Genomic DNA, 21,779 nt, shown 5'->3' on the forward strand with positions numbered 1-21,779 from the left:
GTGAGGAAGTCCCGGCTGTGAAGGCTCCCCTGACGGCACCGCCCATCACCCCGCCCCGGCTGGCGATCCCCTGGTATGTCCATCCCGCAGCCGCGCCGCAGGACTGGGCATGGCTCGCCGCGCAGGAGGTGTCCTTTGCCGTGCTCAACGTCCACAACGGCCCCGGCGGGGATGAGGATCCCTACTATCCGCAGGCCGTGTCCCGGCTGCGCCCCATCCGCCTGCTCGGATACGTCACCCTGGCTTACGGACACCGGCGCACCGCGGAGGTTATCCGCGAAATCCGGGCATGGCAGCGTCTCTACCACGTGGACGGCATAATGTTCGATGAAGTCCCCTCCACCACCGGGACCGTGCGCCGCTGCCGACAATACGCAGGTGCGGCCCGGGACGCCGGGGTGTCCCTGCTCGCTGCCAACCCTGGAGTGTTTCCCTCGCCTGCTCATCTGGAACTTTTTGATGTCACCTCGGTCTTCGAGGGAACCGCCGAGGCCTACGCCGGTTTCCGGCACCCCGCCTGGGCCCGCCGGGTCCCTCCGGCACGGCTGTGGCACCTCGTCCACACCTCCTCCCCGGCACAACTGCCTGCTCTCCGGCTGGCAGCCGCCCGCCACGGTGCCGGCCATCTTTTCGCCACTGACCGTCACCTGCCCAATCCGTGGCTCGGCCCGCCCACTGCGGTGTCGGACCAGCTGGCGGCCGGCCACCCGGGGGACCGGTGAAGGCGCGCCTTCCGGCAGCTGCCGCACTGCTGCTGCTTCTGGCCGGGTGTGCAACGGCCGACGACGGCGGGTCCCCGGCCGCCCACACGGCGGGCACTGGCGCCGGTGCCCCGTCCGCGCCCTCAGACAGCTGGGCTCCCCCGCCCGGCGGCGGCGCGCCGTCGTCGGGCAGTAACTGGGCACCGTCACCCGGCGGCAGCTGGCAGTGGCAGCTCTCCGGCCCCCTGGACCTGGACGTGACCGCCGACAGCTTTGACGTCGACTACGAAACCACCACGGCGGCCGACGTCGACACCCTGCACCGGGCCGGAAGCGGCGTCATCTGCTACCTTTCCGCAGGATCCTGGGAGGAATACCGCGGCGACGCCGGCCAGTTCCCGGATTCCGTCCTTGGCACCGTCCTCGACGGCTGGCCGGATGAACGCTGGCTGGACATCCGCCGGATGGACATCCTGCTGCCCATCATGGCGGACCGGATGGACACATGTGTGGCCAAGGGGTTCGATGCGGTGGAACCGGACAATGTGGACGGCTACGTCAATGAATCCGGTTTCCCGCTGACCGCAGAGGACCAGCTGGCCTACAACCGTGCCGTGGCCGCACTCGCCCGGGACCGCGGCCTGTCCGTTGCACTGAAGAATGACCTGGATCAGATTCCGGACCTTGTGGAGCACTTTGATTTCGCGATTAATGAGGAATGCGTCCGGTACAGCGAATGCGACAGCTATGCACCCTTCACCGAGGCGGGCAAGGCAGTGCTGCATGTCGAATACGAGGGCACGCTGGACTTCTGCTCCGAGTCCGCGCGGCTCGGGTTGTCTTCCATGCTCAAGCCGCTGGACCTTGGTGCCGCCCGGGAGCCCTGCTGAGCCGGGTTCTCTGCTGAGCGGGGCTGCCTGCTGAGCGGGGTTGCCCGGCGGGCTGCCTGCTGAGCCCGGCGGCCCGCTGGCGAACGGCAGCACCTGAAGAAAGGGACCCGATATGCCGGACACCGCACCCGCGCCGGTTCCCGCCGGAAACGCCCGCCTTCTCGCCGTCGCCATCCTCGCCTCCTTTATCGCCTTTCTGGACGGGTCCATCGTTACCGTGGCGCTGCCTGCAATCGGCACGGAACTCGGCGGCCGGCTGGCGACCCAGCAATGGACCGTCAACGCATATCTGCTCACTCTCGGAGCCCTGATCCTGCTCGCGGGCTCCCTTTCGGACATGTTCGGCCGCCTGCGGGTCCTGCGCCTCGGTCTCCTGGGTTTCGGCGCCGCATCCCTGGCCTGCGCCCTGGCCTGGAGTCCGGAGGTTCTGATCATTGCCCGGGCCCTTCAGGGAATGGCGGGCGCACTGCTTGTGCCCGGCTCCCTGGCGCTTATTACGACGGCGTACCGGGACGAGGCGCGCGGACGCGCCGTCGGGCAGTGGACGGCCTGGACCGGGACGGCGGCGATCATCGGCCCGCTGCTGGGCGGCGTGCTGGTGGACTGGGCCAGCTGGCGGTGGATCTTCGCGGTGAATGTGCTGCCCGTGGCGGTGACCCTCCTGCTCAGCGCGGGGCTCCGGGACAGCGGCACGCTGCGCCGCATGTCCCTGGACATTCCGGGGGCGGCGCTGGCCGTCGCGGGGCTTGCCGGTTCCGTTTACGCGCTCATTGAACAGGAGCGCCGCGGCTGGGGCCACCCCGGCGTCGTCGTGCCCCTAGCCGGTGGCGTTGCGGCGCTGGTGTTCTTCTTCCTGCGCGAGGCACGCACTCGTGCTCCCATGATGCCGTTGTCCCTGTTCCGGGCGCGGAACTTCCGCTACGGCAATCTGGTCACCGCGGCGGCCTACGCGGGAATTTCGCTGGGGTCCTTTGCCGTGACCGTGTTTGTACAGGAGGCCGCCGGGTACAGCGCCATTGAGGCCGGTTTCATTTCGCTGCCGCTGCCTGTGGCCATGCTGCTGTTCTCCACGTATTTCGGCAGGATGTCCGGCCGGTACGGACCTCGGGCTTTTATGGCCGCCGGTCCGGCGATCTGCGGGACCGGCTTCCTGCTGCTGCTGACCGTTCAGCCGCCGGTGGACCTGGTCACCGAACTGCTTCCCGGGTTGCTGCTTTTCGGGTTCGGGCTCAGTGTTATGGTCGCTCCGCTGACCACTGCCGTCCTCGGCGCCCTGCGCGAAGAGGAGGCGGGGATCGGTTCGGCAGTGAACAACGCCGTCTCCCGGGTGGCCGGGCTGATTGCGGTGGCACTGGTGGGGACGGTGTCCGGCGGTGCGCTGGGCTATCCCGGTTTCCGGCAAACGGCACTGACGGCGGCGGGGTTGTTTTTTGCGGCTGCCCTGATAGCGGTGCTGGGCATTCGCAATCCGAACGCGGACCGGACTGTCGGGTAAGCCGTACAGGCGGCATTCTGCGTACGTACGTGGGGCATGCCAGTGGCAGGGCCGGTGCGGCGCGCGGTGCCGGGAAGGACACTGCTGCGGTAGGCTCCGGGCATGCCGCTGATCAGCCGCTGTATCGAACCTGGGCCTGGTATCGAACCTGGGCCTGACCGCGTTGTGCTGGAATGGTCCATGCCGGCTCCGCCCGCCCGGGTCTGGTGGGGCCTCACCGATTCCGAGGCATTGCCTCATTGGTTGGGCACGTTATCCTCCGGCCGCTTCGCAGCCGGCGATGTGGTGATCATCAGGCACGCCGAGGACTACTCGAGCACCAGCAAAGTCCTCACCTGCGAGCCGGGCAGCATACTGTCCATGACGTGGGAATTTCCGGACGAGCCGTTGTCCCACCTTCGGATCTCCCCCGCGGCCGACGGCGACGGGACGCACCTGGAATTGGCACACGACGGTCTGGGCGCCGAAGCCGGCGGCTACCTTCCCGGATGGCATACCCACCTGTTGTATCTTGAAGGCCTGTTGACTAACCGGCCTCGAGATCCTGCCTCATTCTGGTCCACGTATGCCGGCTTGGACGCCGACTCCGCCGGGTAGCCGCCACGGGGTAGCTGGGTAGCCGCCACGGGGTAGCTGGCTTGTAGCTGGCGGACCGGACTGTCGGGTAAGCCTTACAGGCGGGCCCCCGCGTGTCACAGACCACGGCGAACTCAGAACCGACCAGATGGTCTATTACGGTGAAGGCATGACCCTTCAGTCCCCTGCCCCCTCACCGGCCGGACCCCGTGAATGGGCGTCCCTCGGTGTCCTTACGCTTGCGGTCATGCTGCTGGCGGTAGATGGCACCGTCCTGGCCCTGGCCGTGCCGTCGCTGAGCGCATCGCTCGAACCCACATCGACCCAGCTGCTCTGGATCGGCGACATCTATTCCTTCGCGCTGGCAGGCCTGCTGGTCACCATGGGTAACGTTGCCGACCGTATCGGCCGCAAGAAACTGCTCCTTATCGGCTCGGCGGGTTTCGGCATCGCGTCAGCGATTGCCGCATTTGCCCCATCCCCCGAAGTGCTGATCGCAGCCCGGGCCCTGTTGGGCGTCAGCGGTGCCACCATTATGCCGTCCACCCTGTCCATCATCCGGCACGTCTTCACCATCCCGGCTCAGCGCACCCGCGCCATTGCCGTGTGGTCCGTCGGAGCCGGCGGCGGTGCCGCCCTGGGACCGCTGGTGGGCGGCATCCTGCTGGAGAACTTCTGGTGGGGATCGGTGTTCCTCATCAACATCCCGGTTATGCTCATTTTGCTGATCAGCGGCGCCGTTTTGCTGCCGGAGTCGCGTAACCCGCGTCCGGGTAAGTTGGATCTGCTTTCCGCGCTGCTCTCCATCGCATCGATTGTTGCCGTTGTCTACGCGGTCAAACACACGTTCAGCAGCGGGGTCGACGCCATCGGCTTCGCGGCATTGGTTCTGGGCCTCCTGACCGGGTGGGTATTCATCCGCCGGCAGCGGCTCTCCAGCAACCCGATGCTGGACATTGAGCTGTTCCGCCTGCCTGCGTTCCGCGGCGCCGTCGTCGCCAACGGGCTGTCCATCTTTGCCCTCAGTGGCCTGCTCTTTTTCTTTTCCCAGTACCTGCAGCTGGTGCGTGGTTATGGTCCGCTGAAGGCCGGTCTGGCCGAGCTCCCCGTCACTATCGCCATGATGACGGTGGTGTTTGTCATTGGGTTCGCTGTGGCCCGGTTCGGCGTCGGGCGCTCAGTGGGCGGCGGTCTGCTTCTGGGAGCTGCGGGCCTTGTTTTGCTTGCCGGTGCGGAGGAACTTGGCGGCTACCTCGGGATTGCTGTTGCGCTGGTCGTGACCGGGCTGGGTATTGGTCTGGCGATGACGCTGTCAACGGATGCGGTAGTCGCTTCGGCTCCGAGGGAACGTGCGGGAGCGGCGTCCTCCATCTCGGAAACCGCGTACGAGCTTGGTGTCGCCCTGGGAATCGCTGTCCTCGGATCCGTCCTGAGCGCCCTGTACCGTACGAATCTTCCAGCCATGTCGGAGCTCGACGCCGGCACACGCGCTGCGGTGACAGATTCTCTGGCCTCCGGGCTGCAGGTGCTCGACGACGACGCCACACAGCTGATTGCGGACGCCCAGAATGCTTTCACGGATGCCATGCAGGTGACATCCCTGATTGCCGCACTCATCCTGGCAGTTGCCGGCATCATTGCCTGGCGGGTAATTCCCGTCCGGCTGGAAACCAACGACGGTTCCCACGGTGGGGGTGCGGCCGTGAGCGACGGCGGGGGCAACCGCGGGGGTGCGGCCGTGAACGACGGCGGGGGCAACCGCGGGGGCGACGGCGGGGGCAACGGCGGGAGCGCGGGCTTGAACGACGGCGGGAGCGACGGCGGGGGCAACGGCGAGAAGGACAGCCGGAGCGACAGCGGAAACGCGGATCAGGAGGCCCCGGGACGGGAATTGTCGGGCTCGGACGCCTCGGCTCGGAAATCGTCGGTTTCGGAGGCGTCGGCTTCAGAGGCCTCTGCTTCGGATGTGCCAGCCTCGGAGGCCCCGACGGAGGAGAAGTAGCTCTCATCTGAACCAGGTTGGCCGGTACAGAAACGCTGGCAGTCTGCCGGTCAGAGCTTTCGGGCGCGGGCCTCTCAATCCACTGGGCGGCAACGACCCTCTTTTCCGCGCTGCAGGGACATGCTGCTGGAGCATGCTTCAGGGGCTAGCGCGGATAGGTAGTTTGGCCCCAAAAGACGGGTATTTCGAGTTTTCCTGGGTGCCCTTTTGCGCCGGTTTTTGGCTCTGAAATGTCAGTGCCGGATGAAATCCTGAAGCATGGATCAGGACAGGAAATCCGGGTGCGGAACCGGAATACCGGCCGGCACGGACCTTCCACGGGAAGGGGCGGCCGACAATGCGGATGCGCCCGGGAAACCGTCCCCGGCCCCGACCAGTCTCGCGGTATATCGTGCCGACCCTGCAGGCGAAGCTGTCGCACGGTCCGCGGACGCCATGCCCGCCGAGAGTCCCATGGGTGCAGCCAGTCCCTTAGCTTCAGATGCCGTGCCCGCCGCGAGTCCCATGCGTGCAGCCAGTCCCTTAGCTTCAGATGCCATGCCCGCTGCAAGTTCCACGCGTACAGCCAGCGGCACTGCTTCCACCAGTCCCGCGGGCGCCCCCGGCAATGCGGAATGCTCAGGCAACATTTATCCGGACGGATTTACCGGAATCCTGGCATTGGCGAATCTTGAGTCCTTTGACGAAGTGACCACGGGCGAAGCTCTGGGCCGAATGGCACATTTGATTGCGTGGGCGCAGGCGCAGCAAGCCCGGCTGATGAACCGCATGCAGGAGGTCTTCCGGGACAGCTACCATGACGCCACCGGCCGGCTGGAACCGGGCATGGCGTTCAGCCTCGCCTCCGCCGAGTGCGCGGCCATCCTAAGAGTCCCGCAAATGACGGCACAACGGCTGATGGACGAGGCCTGCAGGCTCTGCGGCCCGCACGCCGCCACCCTCACCGCCCTGGAGGAAGGCACGCTCGGCTACCCGCATGCGCAAGTGGTTCTGGACCAGTGCGAGAACGTTCCCGCCGCTGACCTGCCGGAACTTGAAGCGGACCTGCTGGCCGCTGCCACAGGACAGACCCGGGCACAGTTCTCCGCCAAAGCCCGCAGACTGCGGGAGAAGAAATATCCGCAAACCATTCCTGCTCGGCACCAAAGCGCCTTCGAGAAACGGAAGGTCACCCTGGATCCGGTCGAGGACGGCATGTCCTGGCTATCGGCCCTTTTGCCGGCACCGGAAGCCCAGCAGATCTACACCGCCCTGAACACCTCCGCCCAGGGAGAACAGACAGCCGGTGACCCGCGGACCAGGGACCAGTTGCGTGCCGACATCCTCGCCCAACTGCTCATGGGCGGCCTCGGATCAGCCCGCAGCCAGCGCGCGGACAAAGCCGAAGGTGGAAGGCACGCAGGGGCGGCCGACGGTGCTGGTCACACGGGCTGCACCGACGGAGGAGATCACCCGGGCAGGCCCGACGGTGGAGGCCACGAAGACAAAACCGGTGCCGGGCTCACCGATCCGGACGATATTGGCAGCATCCCGCGCGCCGAGATCATGGTGCTGATCAGCGCTGAAACCCTCTTCGGCGCTAACGAGGAACCCGCCGAACTCCACGGCTACGGACCCATCAGTGCCGAAGCCGCCCGCCGGCTGGCCCGCAACGCCACCTGCTGGACCGGACTCGTCCGGGATCCGCGCACCGGAGAGATCCTGGGTGTGGGCAGGCGCCGGAAAGTCCCCGCCGGACTCGCCCGCTGGCTCCGGGCACGGGACGGGACCTGCCGGTTCCCGGGATGCCGGGTCAGTACCGGGGTGACCGAGATTGACCACACCAAAGACTGGGCCAAGGGCGGGAACACCGATCATTCGAACCTGGCTCACCTGTGCCGGAGACATCACCGGTTCAAGACCCTGGGTTATTGGAAGGCCTGCCAACCTTCGCCGGGGGTGTTGGAATGGACCTCGCCCACCGGCCGGGTCTACCGGACCGAGCCCTTCCTGGAACTGGCGGACGCGAATCCAAACGCACGCTCCGTCCCCGGACCGGAAGAGGTACCCCCGTTCTGACGAGGTTCGTCCCGAAGGACACCAGCCCGTTCAACACCTCATTCGCAGTTCTCATTCGGGCTGGCCACCGTACCGCTCTTCCAGCAGTTGACGAATCAGTAGCCCCACGCGCCGACCTGCCGGCTGCTATTTGCCGAACCGCCCCGGGTCTACAGGCCGGATGTCTCTGGGCAGCTTTTCGACAACCAACAGGTAGGACTCCGTCACCAGATCATCCACCAAACCTGCATCGATGTCCCTTCCCGGAGTCAGCGTGATCCAGTGCTTCTTATTCATGTGGTAGCCGGGCGTGACGTGCTCATAGGCCTCTTGGAGTGTCCGCCCATCATCGGGCGCCGCTTTCAGGATCACCATCGGGGTTCCGGTGGTTTCCGTAAGCAGCATAAAGACCTTTCCCCGAACCTTGAACACTTCCCAGTCCGGCCCGAAGGGATGCACCAGTCCGGCACCCGGCAACTCCTCGGTCCGTGCTGCGGCTCGTTCCAATAACGCTGTTCCCTGCAAGAGACCCCGCCCTCTCATTCGCCTCGGGCTTTAGACACGGACCTCAAACTCCAGCCGCCCGTGCCGGACACCGTTGATCTGCAACTCCAAAGCATGCAACCCCGCATAGTGCCGCCTCGTGGTCATCTGCCGGAAGGCGTGCCTGCCGGAGAGTTTCCGCGACTCCCCCGGTGCCAGTTCCACGGTGGCCAGCTTGAAGACTTTCTCCGCAGTGGACCCCCGAGCCTTCACAAAGTGCACGGCATAATCCACCGCCAACTTCACCGGAGCATCTCCCATATTGGTGAGAAGGAATCCGAACGCCAGCTTCGCAGGAAGCGTGAGCATCCCGCCCTCGGCATGCAGGTCCGTGACGCTGACCTGCGCCGGAGCGAAACCCATCAGCGCCAGTGCCCCGGGATTGCCCTTTTTCACCAGCGTCCGCAGAGCATGCCGTACCACCCATGTGCTTTCCGGAGTACCTGTCTGCTGCCACTGCCCTGCCTTCGCAAGCACCATGTCGGGAGCATGCCGCGCCAGATCGTTGGCATGGTTGGCCACCGAGCGGCGAACGTAGTCCTCGGGGTCATTGTGCAAGGCATCAAGAATCGGCAGCGTAGCTTCCGGCCGGCCCATTAGCTGCGGCACCCGAACGGCCCAGGGCAGATATGACCTGGTCCCCTCGCTCGCCAACCTTCGAACGTGCTGATCCGGATGCCAGGTCCACTCCTGGATGATCGCCAGCGCGCGGTCCGGCCTGGCCTGGAGCAGGCGCCGAATAGCGAATTCGCTGGTCAGCCGAGGTGTCAGCTCCGCCAGCAGGGCCAGAGCGTCATCAAACTCAGCCTCACCGCCGGATTCCAGCGCTAAAGTCACAGCAGCCTCAGTAACCGGCCAGAGCGCCCACCCCTTGAACGCCGGGTCGGGCAGAGCCGCACGAAATACTGAAGCAGCCGCCGAATATGAACCCAGGGCCCGGACCAGGGCTCCGGCAACCAGGTCAGTCCGGCCGCGAAGCGATAAGGGATCCAACCGGTCACGCGTTGCAAGGACAGAGCCAAGGTCGGCCCCCGGCACATTACCCGCAGCTGCAGCACTCAGTACGTTGTACAGCTCCGTAACCTCTTTAGGCCCGAGCATGTCATCCATTGCGCCGATGGTATTTCCCCTTTCCTGATGCACGGCATCCCGACCCACGGCTTCCACGGAGAGGCTCGGCTCCGCAGCCTGACAGCAACGGGGCCGCATAGCTCCGGAGCGCTCCAACCTTATGGGGCCTGGAGAAGACATGATGCGTGAAGAACCAGTCTCGCAGGTGCGCCGTTACGGTGCCGCAGGAAGCCGCGTCATCCAGAGGTCGCAGCCTCGCCCGCCGTTACGGTGCCGCAGGAAGCCGCTTCATCCAGAGGTCCCCCGTGTATTCTGCCCCGGGCACTCCCCCATGCTCTGCGCCGCGGTCACCCACGCGATCCCGCCCGCGGTCCCGCACGCGATCCCGCCCGCGGTCCCGCACCCGGTCCCGCCCGCGATCCCGCCCGTGGTCCCCTTCGCCTTGCCCCGGCTCGGCAACAAAACCGAACCGGGCATACAGCCGGGCACTGGCCTCGGTAGTCGCCTCAAGATGGACCAAATCAGTGCAACCGGCCAACCGGTGCGTAAGCAGTTTTCCTCCGGTTCCCTGTCCCCGCCCGTCCGGAGCCACCGCAATACCTTCCAGAAGCCATCCACGAAGATGCTCCCGCTGACGACGGGAAAACAACCGGGTGATCCGGCCGATCAGCCCGCCGGGACGCTGCCCCGGCGGATACCACAACGCCACTCCCACCAACCGCCCGGCATCCCAGGCGCCGTCGGCGTTGCCAGCCGGAACCAGGTCCTGGAGACAGCGCCGGTAGTAGCGCGTCAGCGCCGGACGGATCCGTCGGCTGCGGAACACACGCTGCCAGCTGGGATCGGCTACAAAAACGTCCACAAGAATCTCCAGCGCGTCAGCCACATAGCTGCCGGCCAACGGCCTGACGGTAATCCCGCTCATGGTTTACACCCCGGCGCCGCGCAGCTCGGCCACGGTCAGCACCGCAGCCGCCGTTGCCTCATAGCCCTTGTCCTCGGACGAGCCCGGCAGCCCGGCACGGTCCAAACCCTGCTGCTCCGTGTCGCAGGTCAGCACTCCAAAACCTACAGGCGTTCCGGTGGACACGCTGAGATCGGTCAGGCCGGTGGTCGCCGCCGAGCAGACGTAGTCAAAGTGCGGTGTCCCACCCCGGATGACGACGCCGAGAGCCACCACCGCATCGTAGTGCGGTGCCAGCCGGGCAGCGGCGACAGGAAGCTCGAAGCTGCCGGGAACCCGGATCAGCTTCGGCCGCAACCCGGCCTCCTCGGCAGCACGCAGGGCGCCGGCAATAAGCCCGTCCATGATTTCGGTATGCCAGCTGGCAGCCACAATGGCCAGCTTCACCGGTACTCCGGCCAGCCGGATACCGCTGAGGTCAGTGGCGGGTGCGCCGTGTCCGCTCATGTGATGATGCTCCTTAGTTAGGGGAAAGTAGTTCAGCTTTGCTGCACGGGCTTGGTGCGCAGCAGGGTCAGATGATGGTCCATCCGGTCCCGCTTAGTCTGCAGGTACCGCTCATTCTCGGCACGGATGGGCACTTCGGAAGGCACCATGGCCTCCACCTCAATATCAAAACGACGCATCCAGTCCTGTTTGGCCGGGTTGTTGGTCAGCAGCCGGATCCGGTGCAAGCCCAGCTGGTGCAGAATGTCAGCGGCGGCCTGGTAGTCGCGGGCATCCACCGGCAGACCGAGCTGCTCGTTGGCCTCGACCGTGTCCGCACCGGCTTCCTGCAAGGCGTAGGCCCGCAGCTTGTTGGCCAGGCCGATTCCGCGGCCTTCCTGGCCGCGCAGGTACACGATGGTTCCGCCGTACAGTGCAATCAGTTCCATGGCCTGTTCCAGCTGTTCACCACAGTCGCAGCGGTAGGAGCCAAAGACGTCTCCGGTGAGGCATTCCGAATGCAGCCGGACCAGCGGTGCACCCTCGGCCAAAGTTCCGGCGAGTTCAGTTTCGGTCCCGGGTGCGGAGAGGGTCATGTGCTCGACGCCGGTACGCGTGTCCGTCCATGCGGTGGCGGTGAAGTCCCCGAACGCGGTGGGCAGATGGACCTGGGGGCCGGGCAGGACGGGCGGACTGGCTACGGCTTCACTCATGCTCCGGCCCTCCTCAGCTGGACGTACTGCACCAGGTCCTCAATGGAGATCAGCGGGATTCCGTGGGCATCCGCGAAGTCCCGCAGCGCCGGCAGGCGCATCATGTCGCCGTCGTCGTGTACCAGTTCGGCAATCACGCCCACCGGAGCGCATCCCGCCAGCTCCGCGAGTTCCACGGCCGCTTCGGTATGCCCTCGGCGTTCGCGCACACCGCCGTCGGCGGCACGCAGCGGAAAAATGTGTCCGGGCCGGTGCAGCTGCGCGGGCGTTGCGGCGGGGTCCGAGAGCACCCGGGCGGTGCGGGCGCGGTCGGAGGCGCTGATGCCGGTAGTGGTGCCCTCGGCGGCATCGCAGGAGACGGTGTAGGCGGTGCCCTTTGCATCCTGGTTCACCACCGTCATGGGCGGCAGGTCCAGCCGGTCCGCATAGCTGCCGGGCAGCGGCACGCACACGACGCCGGAACTGTACCGAACGGTCCAGCCCATCAGTTCGGGAGTGGCGTGCTGCGCGGCGAAGATGATGTCTCCTTCGTTCTCGCGGTCGGCATCGTCCACCACCACAACTGCGCGGCCGGCAGCGATGGCTTCCACGGCCTCAGTCACGGGGTTCAGCACAATGTGCGTGGCGGGTGCGCTCATGACCTCTCCTGCATGCCGTGCCCGGTTTCAGCGGCAGAGTGCGCCGGTTTGCGGGGATTCGCGAAGGACAGCAGGCGTTCGGCGTACTTGGCCAACACATCCACTTCCAGGTTCACCCGTCCCCCGGCCCGCAGTTTCCCCAAACCCGTTTCGGCCAGTGTGGTGGGAATCAGGCCCACCTCGAACCACTGCTCCTCCGCACCGGCGGGACTGACAGCGGTGACGGTCAGGGACACGCCGTCCACGGCGATGGACCCTTTCTCGGCAATGTACTTCGCCAGCTCGGCAGGGACACTGAACCGCAGCCGGTCCCAGCTGCCCAGGTTTTCGCGTTCGAGCAACCGGCCGACACCATCCACATGGCCCTGGACCACATGACCGTCCAGGCGCCCGCCGGCAGGGACACAGCGTTCCAGGTTGACTGTGGCACCGGGCGCCAGGTCGCCGGTGGTGGTGCGGGTGAGGGTTTCACCCATAACGTCCACGCTGACCGCTCCGTCGCGGATGTCGGTGGCGGTGAGGCAGACTCCGTTGACGGCAATCGAGCCGCCCGGCTCCAGGCCCCTGCCGGTTTCGGGGGCGGTGATCACCAGGACGGCGCCGTCGCCGTCAGTGTTCGGTGCCAGGGAAACCACGCTGCCCTGTTCAGCAACTATGCCGGTAAACATTCATGCGTCCTTTGCGTTGTTTCGTATCAAAGCCGGTTCCGGTTCCAGCCGCAGCCGCAGGTCATTCCCGACCGTTGCGGTGGCACCGCCTGCGGCGTGATCCCACCGCCAGCGTGAAGCGTCAGCCAGTGTGTGGACACCGAGGCCGGTCACGGAGCCGGTGCCCGCACCGAGTAGCAGCGGAGCGGTGTACACCACCAGTTCGTCCACCAGCCCGGCCTGCAGGAAAGCGCCGGCCACGGTGGCGCCGCCTTCCACCAGCACGTGCCGCACGCCGCGGCCGTACAGGTCGGCGGCGACACCGGCCGGATCATGCCCGGCCAGCTGCAGGAACCGTCCGTCGCTGCCGCGTACCGCAGCATCCTCAGGAACCTGGCGGCGTCCGACGACGACGCGCAGCGGCTGCCGCCGGGACTCACCGCCGCCTGCGTCCCGGGCGGTCAGACGCGGGTTGTCCGCGATGACCGTGCCGGTGCCTGCCAGGATGGCGTCCACCCGGGCGCGGAGCCGCTGCCCGTCCCGGCGCGCCTCGGGGCCGGTGATCCACTGGCTGCTGCCGTCCTCCGCGGCAATCCGGCCGTCCAGGCTGGAGGCCAGCTTCAGCGTGATGAAGGGGCGGCGTTCCGCGGTGGCCGCGGTCCAGCGGGCGTTCAACTCCGCTGCCGGCCCGGCACCCAGCCCCGAGGCTACGTCGATTCCTGCGGCCCGCAGGGCCGCGGCTCCTCCGGCAGCGGCATCGTTGGGATCTCCTACGGCAAACACCACCCGGCCCAGCCCGGCATTGATGATCGCCTGGGAGCAGGGTCCGGTACGGCCGGTGTGGTTGCACGGTTCCAGGGTCACCACCATGGTGGCGCCGGTGACGTCCGCGCCGGCTGCGCGGGCATTGGCCAGGGCATCGGCTTCGGCATGCGGTGTGCCGGCGCCGCGGTGGTACCCGGTGGCGAGGGTCGCGCCGTCGGCGTCGAGAATCACCGCGCCGACCAGCGGGTTCGCGCCCCGCACTCCTCTGGCGGCCAGGTCCAGTGCCCTGTCCATCGCGGAGACTTCACCCGGGGTGAAGGGATCAGCAGGCATGGTCAGCGGGTCCGGATATCCGGCATCAGGACTTCCACCTGCGGTTTTTCATTCTTCTTCGCCTTCCACCAGACAAAGAATCCGGCGAGGGTGAAGCCACCGTAGAAGAGGTACATAAAGGCGGTGGCGTAGTAGCCGGCGCTGAAGAGCAGCGGGACGCCGACAATGTCCACGGCCACCCAGATCAGCCAGAATTCCACCCAGCCCTTGGCCATGCCGTACGTGGCAAGCAGCGAGCCAACGAAGGTCCAGGCGTCGGCCCACACGGGTTCGTAGGACCCCAGCCGGGCGAAGACCGGGGTCAGTGCCACGGTGCCCAGCAGCATCACCGTGACCAGGCCGATCCGCTGCCGGCCGGTCGCCCACTGCGGTGTCACGGCGGCGTCGCCGTTGGTTTTGCTCTGCTGCCAGCGCCGCCAGCCGTAGATGGACACTGCAATGAACATGATCTGGCGTCCGGCCTGGCCCAGCAGGGTGGCAGTGTCGGCCGAGCCGAAGATGGACCCGAGGAAAACGGTCAGCAAAAGCAAGTTGCCCAGGATGCCCACAGGCCAGGCCCAGACCTTGCGGCGCATACCGCCGAGGGCGCTGAGCAGTCCGAAGATGTTGCCGAGAAGTTCGCGCACCAGCAGCGAGCTTGAGCCCACCGGTAGCTGTGCGTCAAAGAGCCACCGCAGAAAATCCATGTCGTCCTTTATCCCTAAGCTGCTGCTCCGGGGCGGGGTACGACAGGCGTACGGCAGTGGGTGCGTCGCCGGCAGCCAGGGGTCCTTAACGGACCCGGTGAAACCCCGGCGGATTCCCGGTTAAGGGACCCGCGGCAGGGTTGGCAAAGCCGGCGGAACAACAAACTGCACGTGCTTCTCCCATCCAGACTTTAACTGTCGGTATCGGAATTTCACCGATTCAACCGAACCGCTTCCCCGAGGTTCTCGGATCAGCAGTGCGGGTCGCGGACTATAACCGCCGGTTCGGAATTACACCGACCCCGGAGCACGTTTGTTAGGAACTATTCTTGCACAGCCGCTTCCGCGGACGCGCGGAGTTTACGTATAGCGTCATTAGGATCACCCGATCCGTAAACCGCGGACCCGGCCACAAAGACGTTCGCGCCGGCTTCCGCGGCCCGTTCAATGGTCTCGGCAGAAATTCCGCCGTCCACCTGGATCGCCAGCGGCAGCCCGGACCCGCGGACCGCTTCGGCGGCCCGGCGGATCTTGGGCAGCGTCACGTCCAGGAACTTCTGTCCGCCGAAGCCCGGCTCCACCGTCATGATCAGCAGCATGTCCAGCTCGGAGAGCATGTCCAGGTACGGCTCCACCGGAGTGGCAGGGCGCAGCGCCATACCGGCCTTGGCACCGCGGTCCCGCAGGTCACGCGCCAGCTTGATCGGCGCCGTCGCGGCCTCCACATGGAAGGTGACCGAAGCCAGGCCCGCCTCGGCGTAGAGCGGAGCCCACCGGTCGGCGTCGGAAATCATCAGGTGCGCATCCAGCGGCAACTGGGAGACCTGCTGGATCCGCTCCACTACGGGCAGCCCGATGGTCAGGTTGGGCACAAAGTGGTTGTCCATAACGTCCACGTGCACCGCGTCGGCAGCGCTGATCCGCTCCAGTTCGGCTTCAAGGTTGACGAAATCTGCCGAGAGGATGCTCGGGTTGATGCAGCACTTGCTCACTTGGGTCTCCGTGGGTTGGGCGGATCAGATCTTGCGGCGGATGAGCGCCAGGAACATGGCGTCGGTGGAGTGGATGTGCGGCCACAGCTGGGCGGTGGACTCGTGTCCGGCCTCCAGCGCACCGGGCAGGCTGGCCGCATCCAGTGCCGCACCGGCATCCAGCAGCTCCAGGTCGTTGCGCTTGCGCAGCACGTCGGCGACGACGGCGGTGGTCTCGGCAGGGTGCGGCGAGCACGTCACGTACGCCACCACGCCGCCGGGCTTTACGGCGTCAACGGCGGTGGTCAGCAGTTCGCGCTGCAGGATGCCCAGATCGCCGACGTCGCCGGGCTGGCGGCGCCAGCGCGATTCGGGGCGGCGGCGCAGGGCGCCAAGGCCGGTGCAGGGGGCGTCCACGAGGATCCGGTCAAAGGTTTCCGGATAGTCCTCGGCAATGGTGCGTCCATCGCCGGTGCGCACGTTCCAGGTTTCCCCGGGGACGGCGTCCAGTGCCTGGCGGACGAGCTGGGCCCGGTGCGGAGCCGGCTCGTTGGCCAGCAGCACGGCGCCCTGCTCATGGGCCAGCGCGGCCAGCAGCGTGGCCTTCCCGCCGGGACCGGCGCACATGTCCAGCCACTTTTCCACGCCGTCCTCATCGATGGAGGACCCGTCCAGCTCCACTTCAGCCAGGGCACGGGCCACCAGCTGTGAACCGGCGTCCTGCACCCGGGTGGTGCCGGCGCGCACGGAGTCCAGCCGGCCGACGTCGCCGGCGGCAAACAGTGCGGAATCCTTCACCAGTTCGCCGTCGGTTGCACCGGCTTTCCGTGCTTCGTCCAGATCACCCAGACCGGGCAGCGCCACCAGGTTCACCACGGGTGCGTCGTTGTCGGCGCGGAGCAGGTCGGTGATTTCCTCGACACTGCGGCCGTGGGCCACCAGGGACTGCCGCAGTGCGCGGACAATCCATTCGGGATGGCTGTGCTCAATGGCGGCACGCTTAACCGCATCGGTTTCCCCGGCGGTGAGGATCTCCACCCAGTCCTCCAGGCTGCGGGCCGAAACCTTGCGCAGCACTGCATTGATCAGCGCCGACGGTCCGGCCCCGATGACGGCGCGAGCCAGGCCCACGGTCTGGTCCAGGGCCGCGTGGGCGGGCACGCGCATGGCCAGCAGCTGGTGCGCACCGATCCGCAGCGCATCCAGCACCGCCGGGTCCAGACGCTCCAGGGGACGGTCCACGCACTTGGCCAGGATGGCGTCATAGGTGCCCTGGCCGCGCAGCGCACCGTAGGCCAGTTCGGTGGCGAAGCCGGCGTCGCGCTTATCCAGCCGGTGTTTGCGGATGCTCTTGGGCAGCACCAGGTTGGCGTAGGCGTCCTCGCCAGAGACGGCGCGGAGCACCTCGAACGCCACCAGGCGGGCGGGATCGGCCGCGCGGGTGCGCTGGCCGGGAGCAACGGCGGTGCGGGTTTTCACGGCGGCGCGGCGGCGTTCGTGGCCCTTTTCGTTGCGTTTCTTTTCGGGCTGGGAGGTCATTCGAAGACCACGTCCTCACGGTTGGCGAGGCCGCGGGCCCAATCGGCCCCCGGCATCATTTTCTTGCCGGCAGGCTGCACGCGCAGCAGTTCCAGGGCATGGGAGCCGGTGCCCACCAGTGCGGCTGCGCTGCCGCCTCCGCTGAAGCGGACCTGGCCGGGCCGCAGGTCGGTGATGTCCGGGCGCAGGGCTGCGGCGCCGATCTTGAACCGGGCACCGTCCCATGAGGTCCAGGCACCGGGCTCGGGGGTGACGCCGTTGATGCGGCGGCGGATGGCCAGGGCGGGCTGGGTCCAGTCCACCCGGGCATCCTCGATGGTGAGCTTGGGGGCCAGAGACACCTCGCCCTGCTGGGGTACGGCCACCGCGGCACCGGATTCCACGGCGCTGAGCGTCTGGGTCAGCAGCACGGCACCGGAATGCGAGAGCCGTTCCAGCAGGTCCCCGCTGGTGTCATCGGGCTGTACGGTTTCGGTCAGCGTGCCGTAGACGGGACCGGTATCCAGCCCCGCCTCCAGCAGGAATGTGGAGGCACCGGTGACATCGTCGCCGGCAATGACCGCATGCTGCACCGGAGCTGCACCTCGCCAGGCGGGCAGCAGGGAGAAGTGCAGGTTGATCCAGCCGTGCTTCGGGACGGTGAGGGCACGGGCCGGAACCAGTGCGCCGTACGCCACGATCGCGGCGACGTCGGGCGCCAGGGCGGCGATGGCGGTAATGGCTTCATCGTCGACTTTGGCTGCTCGGATCACGGGAAGTCCCAGTTCCTCGGCGCGGGCCGCCACCGGTGACGGGGTTAAGACCTTCTTCCTGCCCAGCGGAGCATCGGGACGGGTCAGGACGCCGACGACGTCGAACCCGGCGCGAACGAGGGCGTCCAGGGACGGAACGGCAACCGAGGGGGTACCGGCAAAAAGAACTCGAAGCGCCACGCGGACTAGGCCCCTGCCTTGTTGCGGGCGCCGAAGGAACCGCCGCCGAACGAGCCGAAGCTGGAGCCCACGCTCTGCGCCCGCTCGCTGACGGTGCGGGCGGCAACCGCGTCATACTCGCGTTGGCGGATGGCACGCAGCGCGGCCTTGCGGTCCTCGCCTTCGAGCCGGTCAATATAGAGCGAACCGTTCAGGTGGTCGGTTTCATGCTGGAAACAGCGCGCGAGCATGCCTTCACCCTCAATGCTGATCGGGTTGCCGTGCAGGTCTACCCCCGTGACGCGGGCCCAGCGGAAGCGCGGTGTCGTGTAGCCGAGTCCGGGGATGGACAGGCAGCCCTCGAGGTGGTCCTCCTGGCGGTCCTCGCTTAGTTCCAGCACCGGGTTCACCACGTGGCCGGACTGACCGTCAATCCGATAGGTGAAAACCCGGAGGCTGACGCCGACCTGCGGGGCCGCCAGCCCGGCGCCGTCGACGTCCTCCATGGTCTCCTCCATGTCCGCTACCAGCTTGGCCAGTTCGGGCCCGAACTCGGTGACGTCTTCGGCCCGGGTCCGCAGAACCGGGTCGCCGAGGGTGCGGATAGTGAGGATGGCCATCGGGTGTTCGTTCCTTACTGTTGCTGCTTGGGATCGAATCCAGTCTAGTTGGCTCCGCCGCTCACCGGGACGGCTGGCGGCTGGATGGGGGTCTCAGATCCCGGAGCGGCATGGGCACCCACCGGAGGCGGCGGAACGGGCAGCAGTGCCCGGCCCGCGGACACTGCGTCCATGCTGGTCTGCCAGACCCGGCGCAGGGCGCAGAACTTGTACCAGTGCTGGGGCAGGACAGCAGGGTTGGCGCGCATGGGCCGTACCTCGGTCTGCCCGACGGCGACGCCGAGCAACAGCGGCTCCTGTCCGTAGGCCCACGGCTCCCAGGTCCCGGCACCGGCGTCGACCAGGGATTCCTGGGCCTTCATCCCGGCAACCAGCTGCATGACCACTTTGTCATCGAGCGGCTTCACCTGTCCGTCGCGGTCCGTTTTTTTGGTTTTGTAGTCGATCAGGCACAGCCGGCCGCCAATCCGGGCCACCAGGTCCAGGGTGCCGGCGTAACCGACCTCGGCATTCCAGACGGTGATCTCCGGGGCAATGGGCTGGATTTCGTAGAGCTTCCACCATTCATCGAACCGGTCCGCGAACTGGTGTTCACCGCGGGCAGCCAGGTCCTCGCGGGCACGTTCGAGTTCATGCGGCCGGTCCAGTGCGCGCAGTGCCACCTGCTCCGCATAGAAGTGGACGCGCGTTCCCCGTTCCGCGGCGGCGTCGCGGTAGCGTTCGGACGCCGACGATGCGTTCTTTACGACGCTGCGCAGCGCGGACGGGTTTCCCAGGGCGGCGCTCAGCTTGGGATCCTTCACGACGGCGGTGGCTGCCATGTAGCTGTGCCAGCCGTCCAGGGACGTGGAGCCCTGGGCAATCACCGTAGTTATGGAGGGCACCGTGGGCGGTTCGGAAAGCGACCGCGAGTACATCCGTCCATATTCGGTAGCGTGTGCCAATGCTGGTTCAGTCATGTCTCCAGTCTGCCACCCGGCGGTGACAGTCCGCGTGCTGACCTGCCCGGGCCGGTGCAGGCAGCAGGACGCCGGAAGTGCAAGCGCTCCGGGCACGAAAAAGGCCGCCACCTTCCCGAAGGGGAAAGTAACGGCCTTTTAGCTGGTGGGCGATACTGGGTTCGAACCAGTGACCTCTTCGGTGTGAACGAAGCGCGCTACCACTGCGCCAATCGCCCAGCTTTTGCTGTTGCCAGCCGGTGTGCCCGGAAGCACTCCAACGAGTAAAGATGCTAGCCCAGATCCGGCGGGAGTCCAAACCGGCAGGTCAACGGCGTCGCAACCCGGGCCGATTGGACGAACCCGCAAACGTCCTATAGAGTTTTTCTTCGTTGGAAAGCGGGGGTTCGCCGCGGAAAGCGCAAGCATTCCGAGGCAAATAACCCCTAAGTTCTTCAACATGCGGACGTAGCTCAGCTGGCTAGAGCACCACCTTGCCAAGGTGGATGTCGCGGGTTCGAATCCCGTCGTCCGCTCGCAAGTCACTGTACAAGCTGTTCCCTGGATGTTTCATGGATCGGCCAGCCAAAGCTTATGCTGCGGTTACGGTGGGGTGGCCGAGAGGCGAGGCAGCGGCCTGCAAAGCCGTATACGCGGGTTCGAATCCCGTCCCCACCTCCACGGTGATATGTAAAGCAACACCAAGACCCATTTATGGGCGCGATTGGCGCAGCGGTAGCGCGCTTCCCTGACACGGAAGAGGTCACTGGTTCGATCCCAGTATCGCGCACGACAGTACTGTTTTTCGGTGCTTTCTTGCGGACGTAGCTCAGCTGGCTAGAGCACCACCTTGCCAAGGTGGATGTCGCGGGTTCGAATCCCGTCGTCCGCTCTCCCTGCTGCTTATGGTTTTCCAGGAGTAATCCTGAACGGGCCGGGCAGTATAGGGCGCGATTGGCGCAGCGGTAGCGCGCTTCCCTGACACGGAAGAGGTCACTGGTTCGATCCCAGTATCGCGCACGAACAGTTTCGGCTGTTTACATTTGCGGACGTAGCTCAGCTGGCTAGAGCACCACCTTGCCAAGGTGGATGTCGCGGGTTCGAATCCCGTCGTCCGCTCTCCCCCGGTCCATTCGGCCGGAAAAGGAAGGAACAGGTTCTCGCCTGTTCCTTCCTTTGTTTAACCAGTAGGGGCCCGCCGCGGGGCGTTCGGACGCCGAACCGACCTGCGCCTAGAGTGTGGCCTATGGACATCCGCCCGCTGGACTTCACCGATGACAGCGTCATGGCCGAGGCCTACCGCATCGAATGCGCGGCAAACCAAAAAGTGCGGCGCGACTGGACCCCCTTGGATATAAATGCCCGAATCCTGGGATGGCGCACGCCCAACGGCTGGAGAAACGACCTTCTCGGCGTCTGGCACGGGTCTGAGCTTCGGGGCTTCGGGGCCGGCATGACTTCAATCGAGGCCCCGGATACCACGTGGATCTTTGTCTGGGTCGATCCGGCCCATCAACATGCTGGTGTGGGATCCGCACTGGCACGCGCAGCCGAAGCCGCCAGTCCGGCGTCGACCAGGCGGTTCGTGGCCAGCGCCTACCGGCCGACCCCAGCGGACGCTGAGACGTTTGCCCGGAATTTCGCTTCCCCTTTGGGCTACTCCGCTGCAACCACGGAAACGGTGGTTGAGCTTGACCTTCGTGAGGCGGACCTCACCGGCCCGACGACGGCGGCCGGTTACGCCATCTCGACGCACGTCAATGGCGTCCCGGAGCGGTTCCGCGAACAGGTAGGGCAGATCAAGGGCCTGGTGGATGCCGAGGCACCCAACGGCGAGCTCGGCTGGGGTGAGACTCCGGTGTCGCCTGAGGAATACGCCGCGGAGGTGGACCTCAGGGTGGCCCAGGGGTCCACCGTGTTTGAGTCCGTCGCCGTGGACGCCGCGGAAAACGTGGCTGCATGGACCTGCCTGGTTGCGGCTGCCGACCCCCGACGGCCGGCCCAAGTTGAAGGAACCCTGGTGGTTTCCGGCCACCGGGGCCACGGGCTTGGGGCAGCGGTGAAGCTCGCTTCCCTGCACCACACCGTCGGGCTGGGAACCGTCACCAAAGTCCGGACCAGCAGTGACGACCGGAATGTCTGACGGCGTCCTTCTGCAGGATGATCTCCGACTCAACAGGCGTGAACCCGAGCCGGGCGTTGATGGCGCGCAACCTAGGAACTCCGGGCCGGGAGCTGCGGCGAGGACCGGTCTTCGGCTACGGGGACCTTCAGCCGGGCCTTGCCGTCGATGACTGCCTCCCATGCCGTATA

General features: G+C 66.5%; 21 protein-coding genes, 7 tRNA genes and 1 riboswitch. Of the genes, 13 read left to right on the forward strand and 15 right to left on the reverse strand.

What is annotated here, in order from left to right; all coding sequences use genetic code 11:
• Positions 1-17 precede the first annotated feature (17 nt).
• The 6 genes from QWJ37_RS09830 to QWJ37_RS09855 all read left to right on the forward strand — a co-directional run bounded on the left by QWJ37_RS09830 (position 18) and on the right by QWJ37_RS09855 (position 7,722).
• Positions 18-722: a spherulation-specific family 4 protein gene (locus tag QWJ37_RS09830; protein ID WP_290245173.1), complete on the forward strand. Its 705-nt coding sequence runs from the start codon at positions 18-20 to the stop codon at positions 720-722.
• Entirely contained in the window at positions 719-1,591 is an 873-nt protein-coding gene (locus QWJ37_RS09835) for an endo alpha-1,4 polygalactosaminidase (protein ID WP_290245174.1), read from the forward strand. The genes QWJ37_RS09830 and QWJ37_RS09835 overlap by 4 nt, the downstream gene beginning before the upstream one ends.
• Before the next feature lie 112 nt (positions 1,592-1,703).
• Entirely contained in the window at positions 1,704-3,086 is a 1,383-nt protein-coding gene (locus QWJ37_RS09840) for an MFS transporter (protein ID WP_290245175.1), read from the forward strand.
• Between the two features lie 180 nt (positions 3,087-3,266).
• On the forward strand, positions 3,267-3,683 hold the full coding sequence (locus tag QWJ37_RS09845; protein ID WP_290245176.1) for an SRPBCC domain-containing protein: 417 nt from the start codon (positions 3,267-3,269) through the stop codon (positions 3,681-3,683).
• Between the two features lie 148 nt (positions 3,684-3,831).
• Positions 3,832-5,664 (forward strand): MFS transporter, encoded by a 1,833-nt coding sequence (locus QWJ37_RS09850; protein ID WP_290245177.1) that lies wholly within the window; start codon positions 3,832-3,834, stop codon positions 5,662-5,664.
• 537 nt (positions 5,665-6,201) lie between these two features.
• Complete coding sequence (locus QWJ37_RS09855; protein ID WP_290245178.1) at positions 6,202-7,722, forward strand: HNH endonuclease signature motif containing protein; 1,521 nt, start codon at positions 6,202-6,204, stop codon at positions 7,720-7,722.
• Positions 7,723-7,848: 126 nt separating this feature from the next.
• On the opposite strand, the gene QWJ37_RS09860 is transcribed toward QWJ37_RS09855, so the two are convergent.
• The 15 genes from QWJ37_RS09860 to QWJ37_RS09930 form a co-directional block, all read right to left on the reverse strand.
• Positions 7,849-8,244, reverse strand: coding sequence for an MmcQ/YjbR family DNA-binding protein (locus tag QWJ37_RS09860; RefSeq protein ID WP_227927942.1), 396 nt, complete (start codon positions 8,242-8,244; stop codon positions 7,849-7,851).
• A 12-nt stretch (positions 8,245-8,256) separates the two neighbouring features.
• Positions 8,257-9,354: a DNA alkylation repair protein gene (locus QWJ37_RS09865; protein ID WP_290245179.1), complete on the reverse strand. Its 1,098-nt coding sequence runs from the start codon at positions 9,352-9,354 to the stop codon at positions 8,257-8,259.
• A 226-nt stretch (positions 9,355-9,580) separates the two neighbouring features.
• Positions 9,581-10,240: a GNAT family N-acetyltransferase gene (locus QWJ37_RS09870; RefSeq protein ID WP_290245180.1), complete on the reverse strand. Its 660-nt coding sequence runs from the start codon at positions 10,238-10,240 to the stop codon at positions 9,581-9,583.
• Between the two features lie 3 nt (positions 10,241-10,243).
• Positions 10,244-10,726, reverse strand: coding sequence for a 6,7-dimethyl-8-ribityllumazine synthase (ribH, locus tag QWJ37_RS09875; RefSeq protein ID WP_290245181.1), 483 nt, complete (start codon positions 10,724-10,726; stop codon positions 10,244-10,246).
• A gap of 32 nt (positions 10,727-10,758) precedes the next feature.
• On the reverse strand, positions 10,759-11,418 hold the full coding sequence (gene ribA / locus QWJ37_RS09880) for a GTP cyclohydrolase II (protein WP_290245182.1): 660 nt from the start codon (positions 11,416-11,418) through the stop codon (positions 10,759-10,761).
• The gene (gene ribB / locus QWJ37_RS09885; RefSeq protein WP_290245183.1) at positions 11,415-12,056 is read right to left on the reverse strand and encodes a 3,4-dihydroxy-2-butanone-4-phosphate synthase; all 642 of its coding nucleotides are present in this window, start codon (positions 12,054-12,056) and stop codon (positions 11,415-11,417) included. The genes ribA and ribB overlap by 4 nt, the downstream gene beginning before the upstream one ends.
• Positions 12,053-12,724, reverse strand: coding sequence for a riboflavin synthase (locus QWJ37_RS09890; RefSeq protein ID WP_290245184.1), 672 nt, complete (start codon positions 12,722-12,724; stop codon positions 12,053-12,055). The genes ribB and QWJ37_RS09890 overlap by 4 nt, the downstream gene beginning before the upstream one ends.
• Positions 12,725-13,801, reverse strand: a complete 1,077-nt coding sequence (gene ribD, locus QWJ37_RS09895; protein WP_290245185.1) for a bifunctional diaminohydroxyphosphoribosylaminopyrimidine deaminase/5-amino-6-(5-phosphoribosylamino)uracil reductase RibD — start codon at positions 13,799-13,801, stop codon at positions 12,725-12,727. It abuts the gene before it with no gap.
• Positions 13,802-13,803: 2 nt separating this feature from the next.
• On the reverse strand, positions 13,804-14,487 hold the full coding sequence (pnuC, locus tag QWJ37_RS09900; RefSeq protein WP_227902125.1) for a nicotinamide riboside transporter PnuC: 684 nt from the start codon (positions 14,485-14,487) through the stop codon (positions 13,804-13,806).
• Between the two features lie 167 nt (positions 14,488-14,654).
• Positions 14,655-14,802, reverse strand: a riboswitch (FMN riboswitch).
• 8 nt (positions 14,803-14,810) lie between these two features.
• Entirely contained in the window at positions 14,811-15,479 is a 669-nt protein-coding gene (gene rpe, locus QWJ37_RS09905) for a ribulose-phosphate 3-epimerase (protein WP_227902126.1), read from the reverse strand.
• 24 nt (positions 15,480-15,503) lie between these two features.
• Positions 15,504-16,997 (reverse strand): transcription antitermination factor NusB, encoded by a 1,494-nt coding sequence (locus tag QWJ37_RS09910; protein ID WP_227927951.1) that lies wholly within the window; start codon positions 16,995-16,997, stop codon positions 15,504-15,506.
• Positions 16,994-17,929 carry a methionyl-tRNA formyltransferase gene (gene fmt / locus QWJ37_RS09915; protein ID WP_227902128.1) on the reverse strand — a complete coding sequence of 312 codons (936 nt, stop codon included), beginning with the start codon at positions 17,927-17,929 and terminating at the stop codon, positions 16,994-16,996. The genes QWJ37_RS09910 and fmt overlap by 4 nt, the downstream gene beginning before the upstream one ends.
• 5 nt (positions 17,930-17,934) lie before the next feature.
• Entirely contained in the window at positions 17,935-18,528 is a 594-nt protein-coding gene (gene def / locus QWJ37_RS09920; RefSeq protein WP_227902129.1) for a peptide deformylase, read from the reverse strand.
• A gap of 44 nt (positions 18,529-18,572) precedes the next feature.
• Positions 18,573-19,487, reverse strand: a complete 915-nt coding sequence (locus tag QWJ37_RS09925; RefSeq protein WP_290245186.1) for a PD-(D/E)XK nuclease family protein — start codon at positions 19,485-19,487, stop codon at positions 18,573-18,575.
• A 143-nt stretch (positions 19,488-19,630) separates the two neighbouring features.
• A tRNA-Val gene (locus tag QWJ37_RS09930) sits at positions 19,631-19,705 on the reverse strand.
• 223 nt (positions 19,706-19,928) lie between these two features.
• On the opposite strand from QWJ37_RS09930, the gene QWJ37_RS09935 reads away from it, so the two are divergent.
• From QWJ37_RS09935 to QWJ37_RS09965, 7 genes are all read left to right on the forward strand, one after another.
• Positions 19,929-20,002: transfer RNA gene (locus QWJ37_RS09935), tRNA-Gly, on the forward strand.
• A gap of 71 nt (positions 20,003-20,073) precedes the next feature.
• A tRNA-Cys gene (locus QWJ37_RS09940) sits at positions 20,074-20,147 on the forward strand.
• A gap of 37 nt (positions 20,148-20,184) precedes the next feature.
• Positions 20,185-20,256 (forward strand) — tRNA-Val (locus QWJ37_RS09945).
• Positions 20,257-20,284: 28 nt separating this feature from the next.
• Positions 20,285-20,358, forward strand: a tRNA-Gly gene (locus QWJ37_RS09950).
• 56 nt (positions 20,359-20,414) lie between these two features.
• Positions 20,415-20,486 (forward strand) — tRNA-Val (locus QWJ37_RS09955).
• 25 nt (positions 20,487-20,511) lie between these two features.
• Positions 20,512-20,585: transfer RNA gene (locus QWJ37_RS09960), tRNA-Gly, on the forward strand.
• Between the two features lie 127 nt (positions 20,586-20,712).
• Positions 20,713-21,609 carry a GNAT family N-acetyltransferase gene (locus tag QWJ37_RS09965; protein ID WP_290245187.1) on the forward strand — a complete coding sequence of 299 codons (897 nt, stop codon included), beginning with the start codon at positions 20,713-20,715 and terminating at the stop codon, positions 21,607-21,609.
• Positions 21,610-21,779: the final 170 nt, after the last annotated feature.

The organism is Arthrobacter sp. YD2 (assembly GCF_030410475.1).
In the GTDB taxonomy this organism is placed as follows: domain Bacteria; phylum Actinomycetota; class Actinomycetes; order Actinomycetales; family Micrococcaceae; genus Arthrobacter_B; species Arthrobacter_B zhangbolii.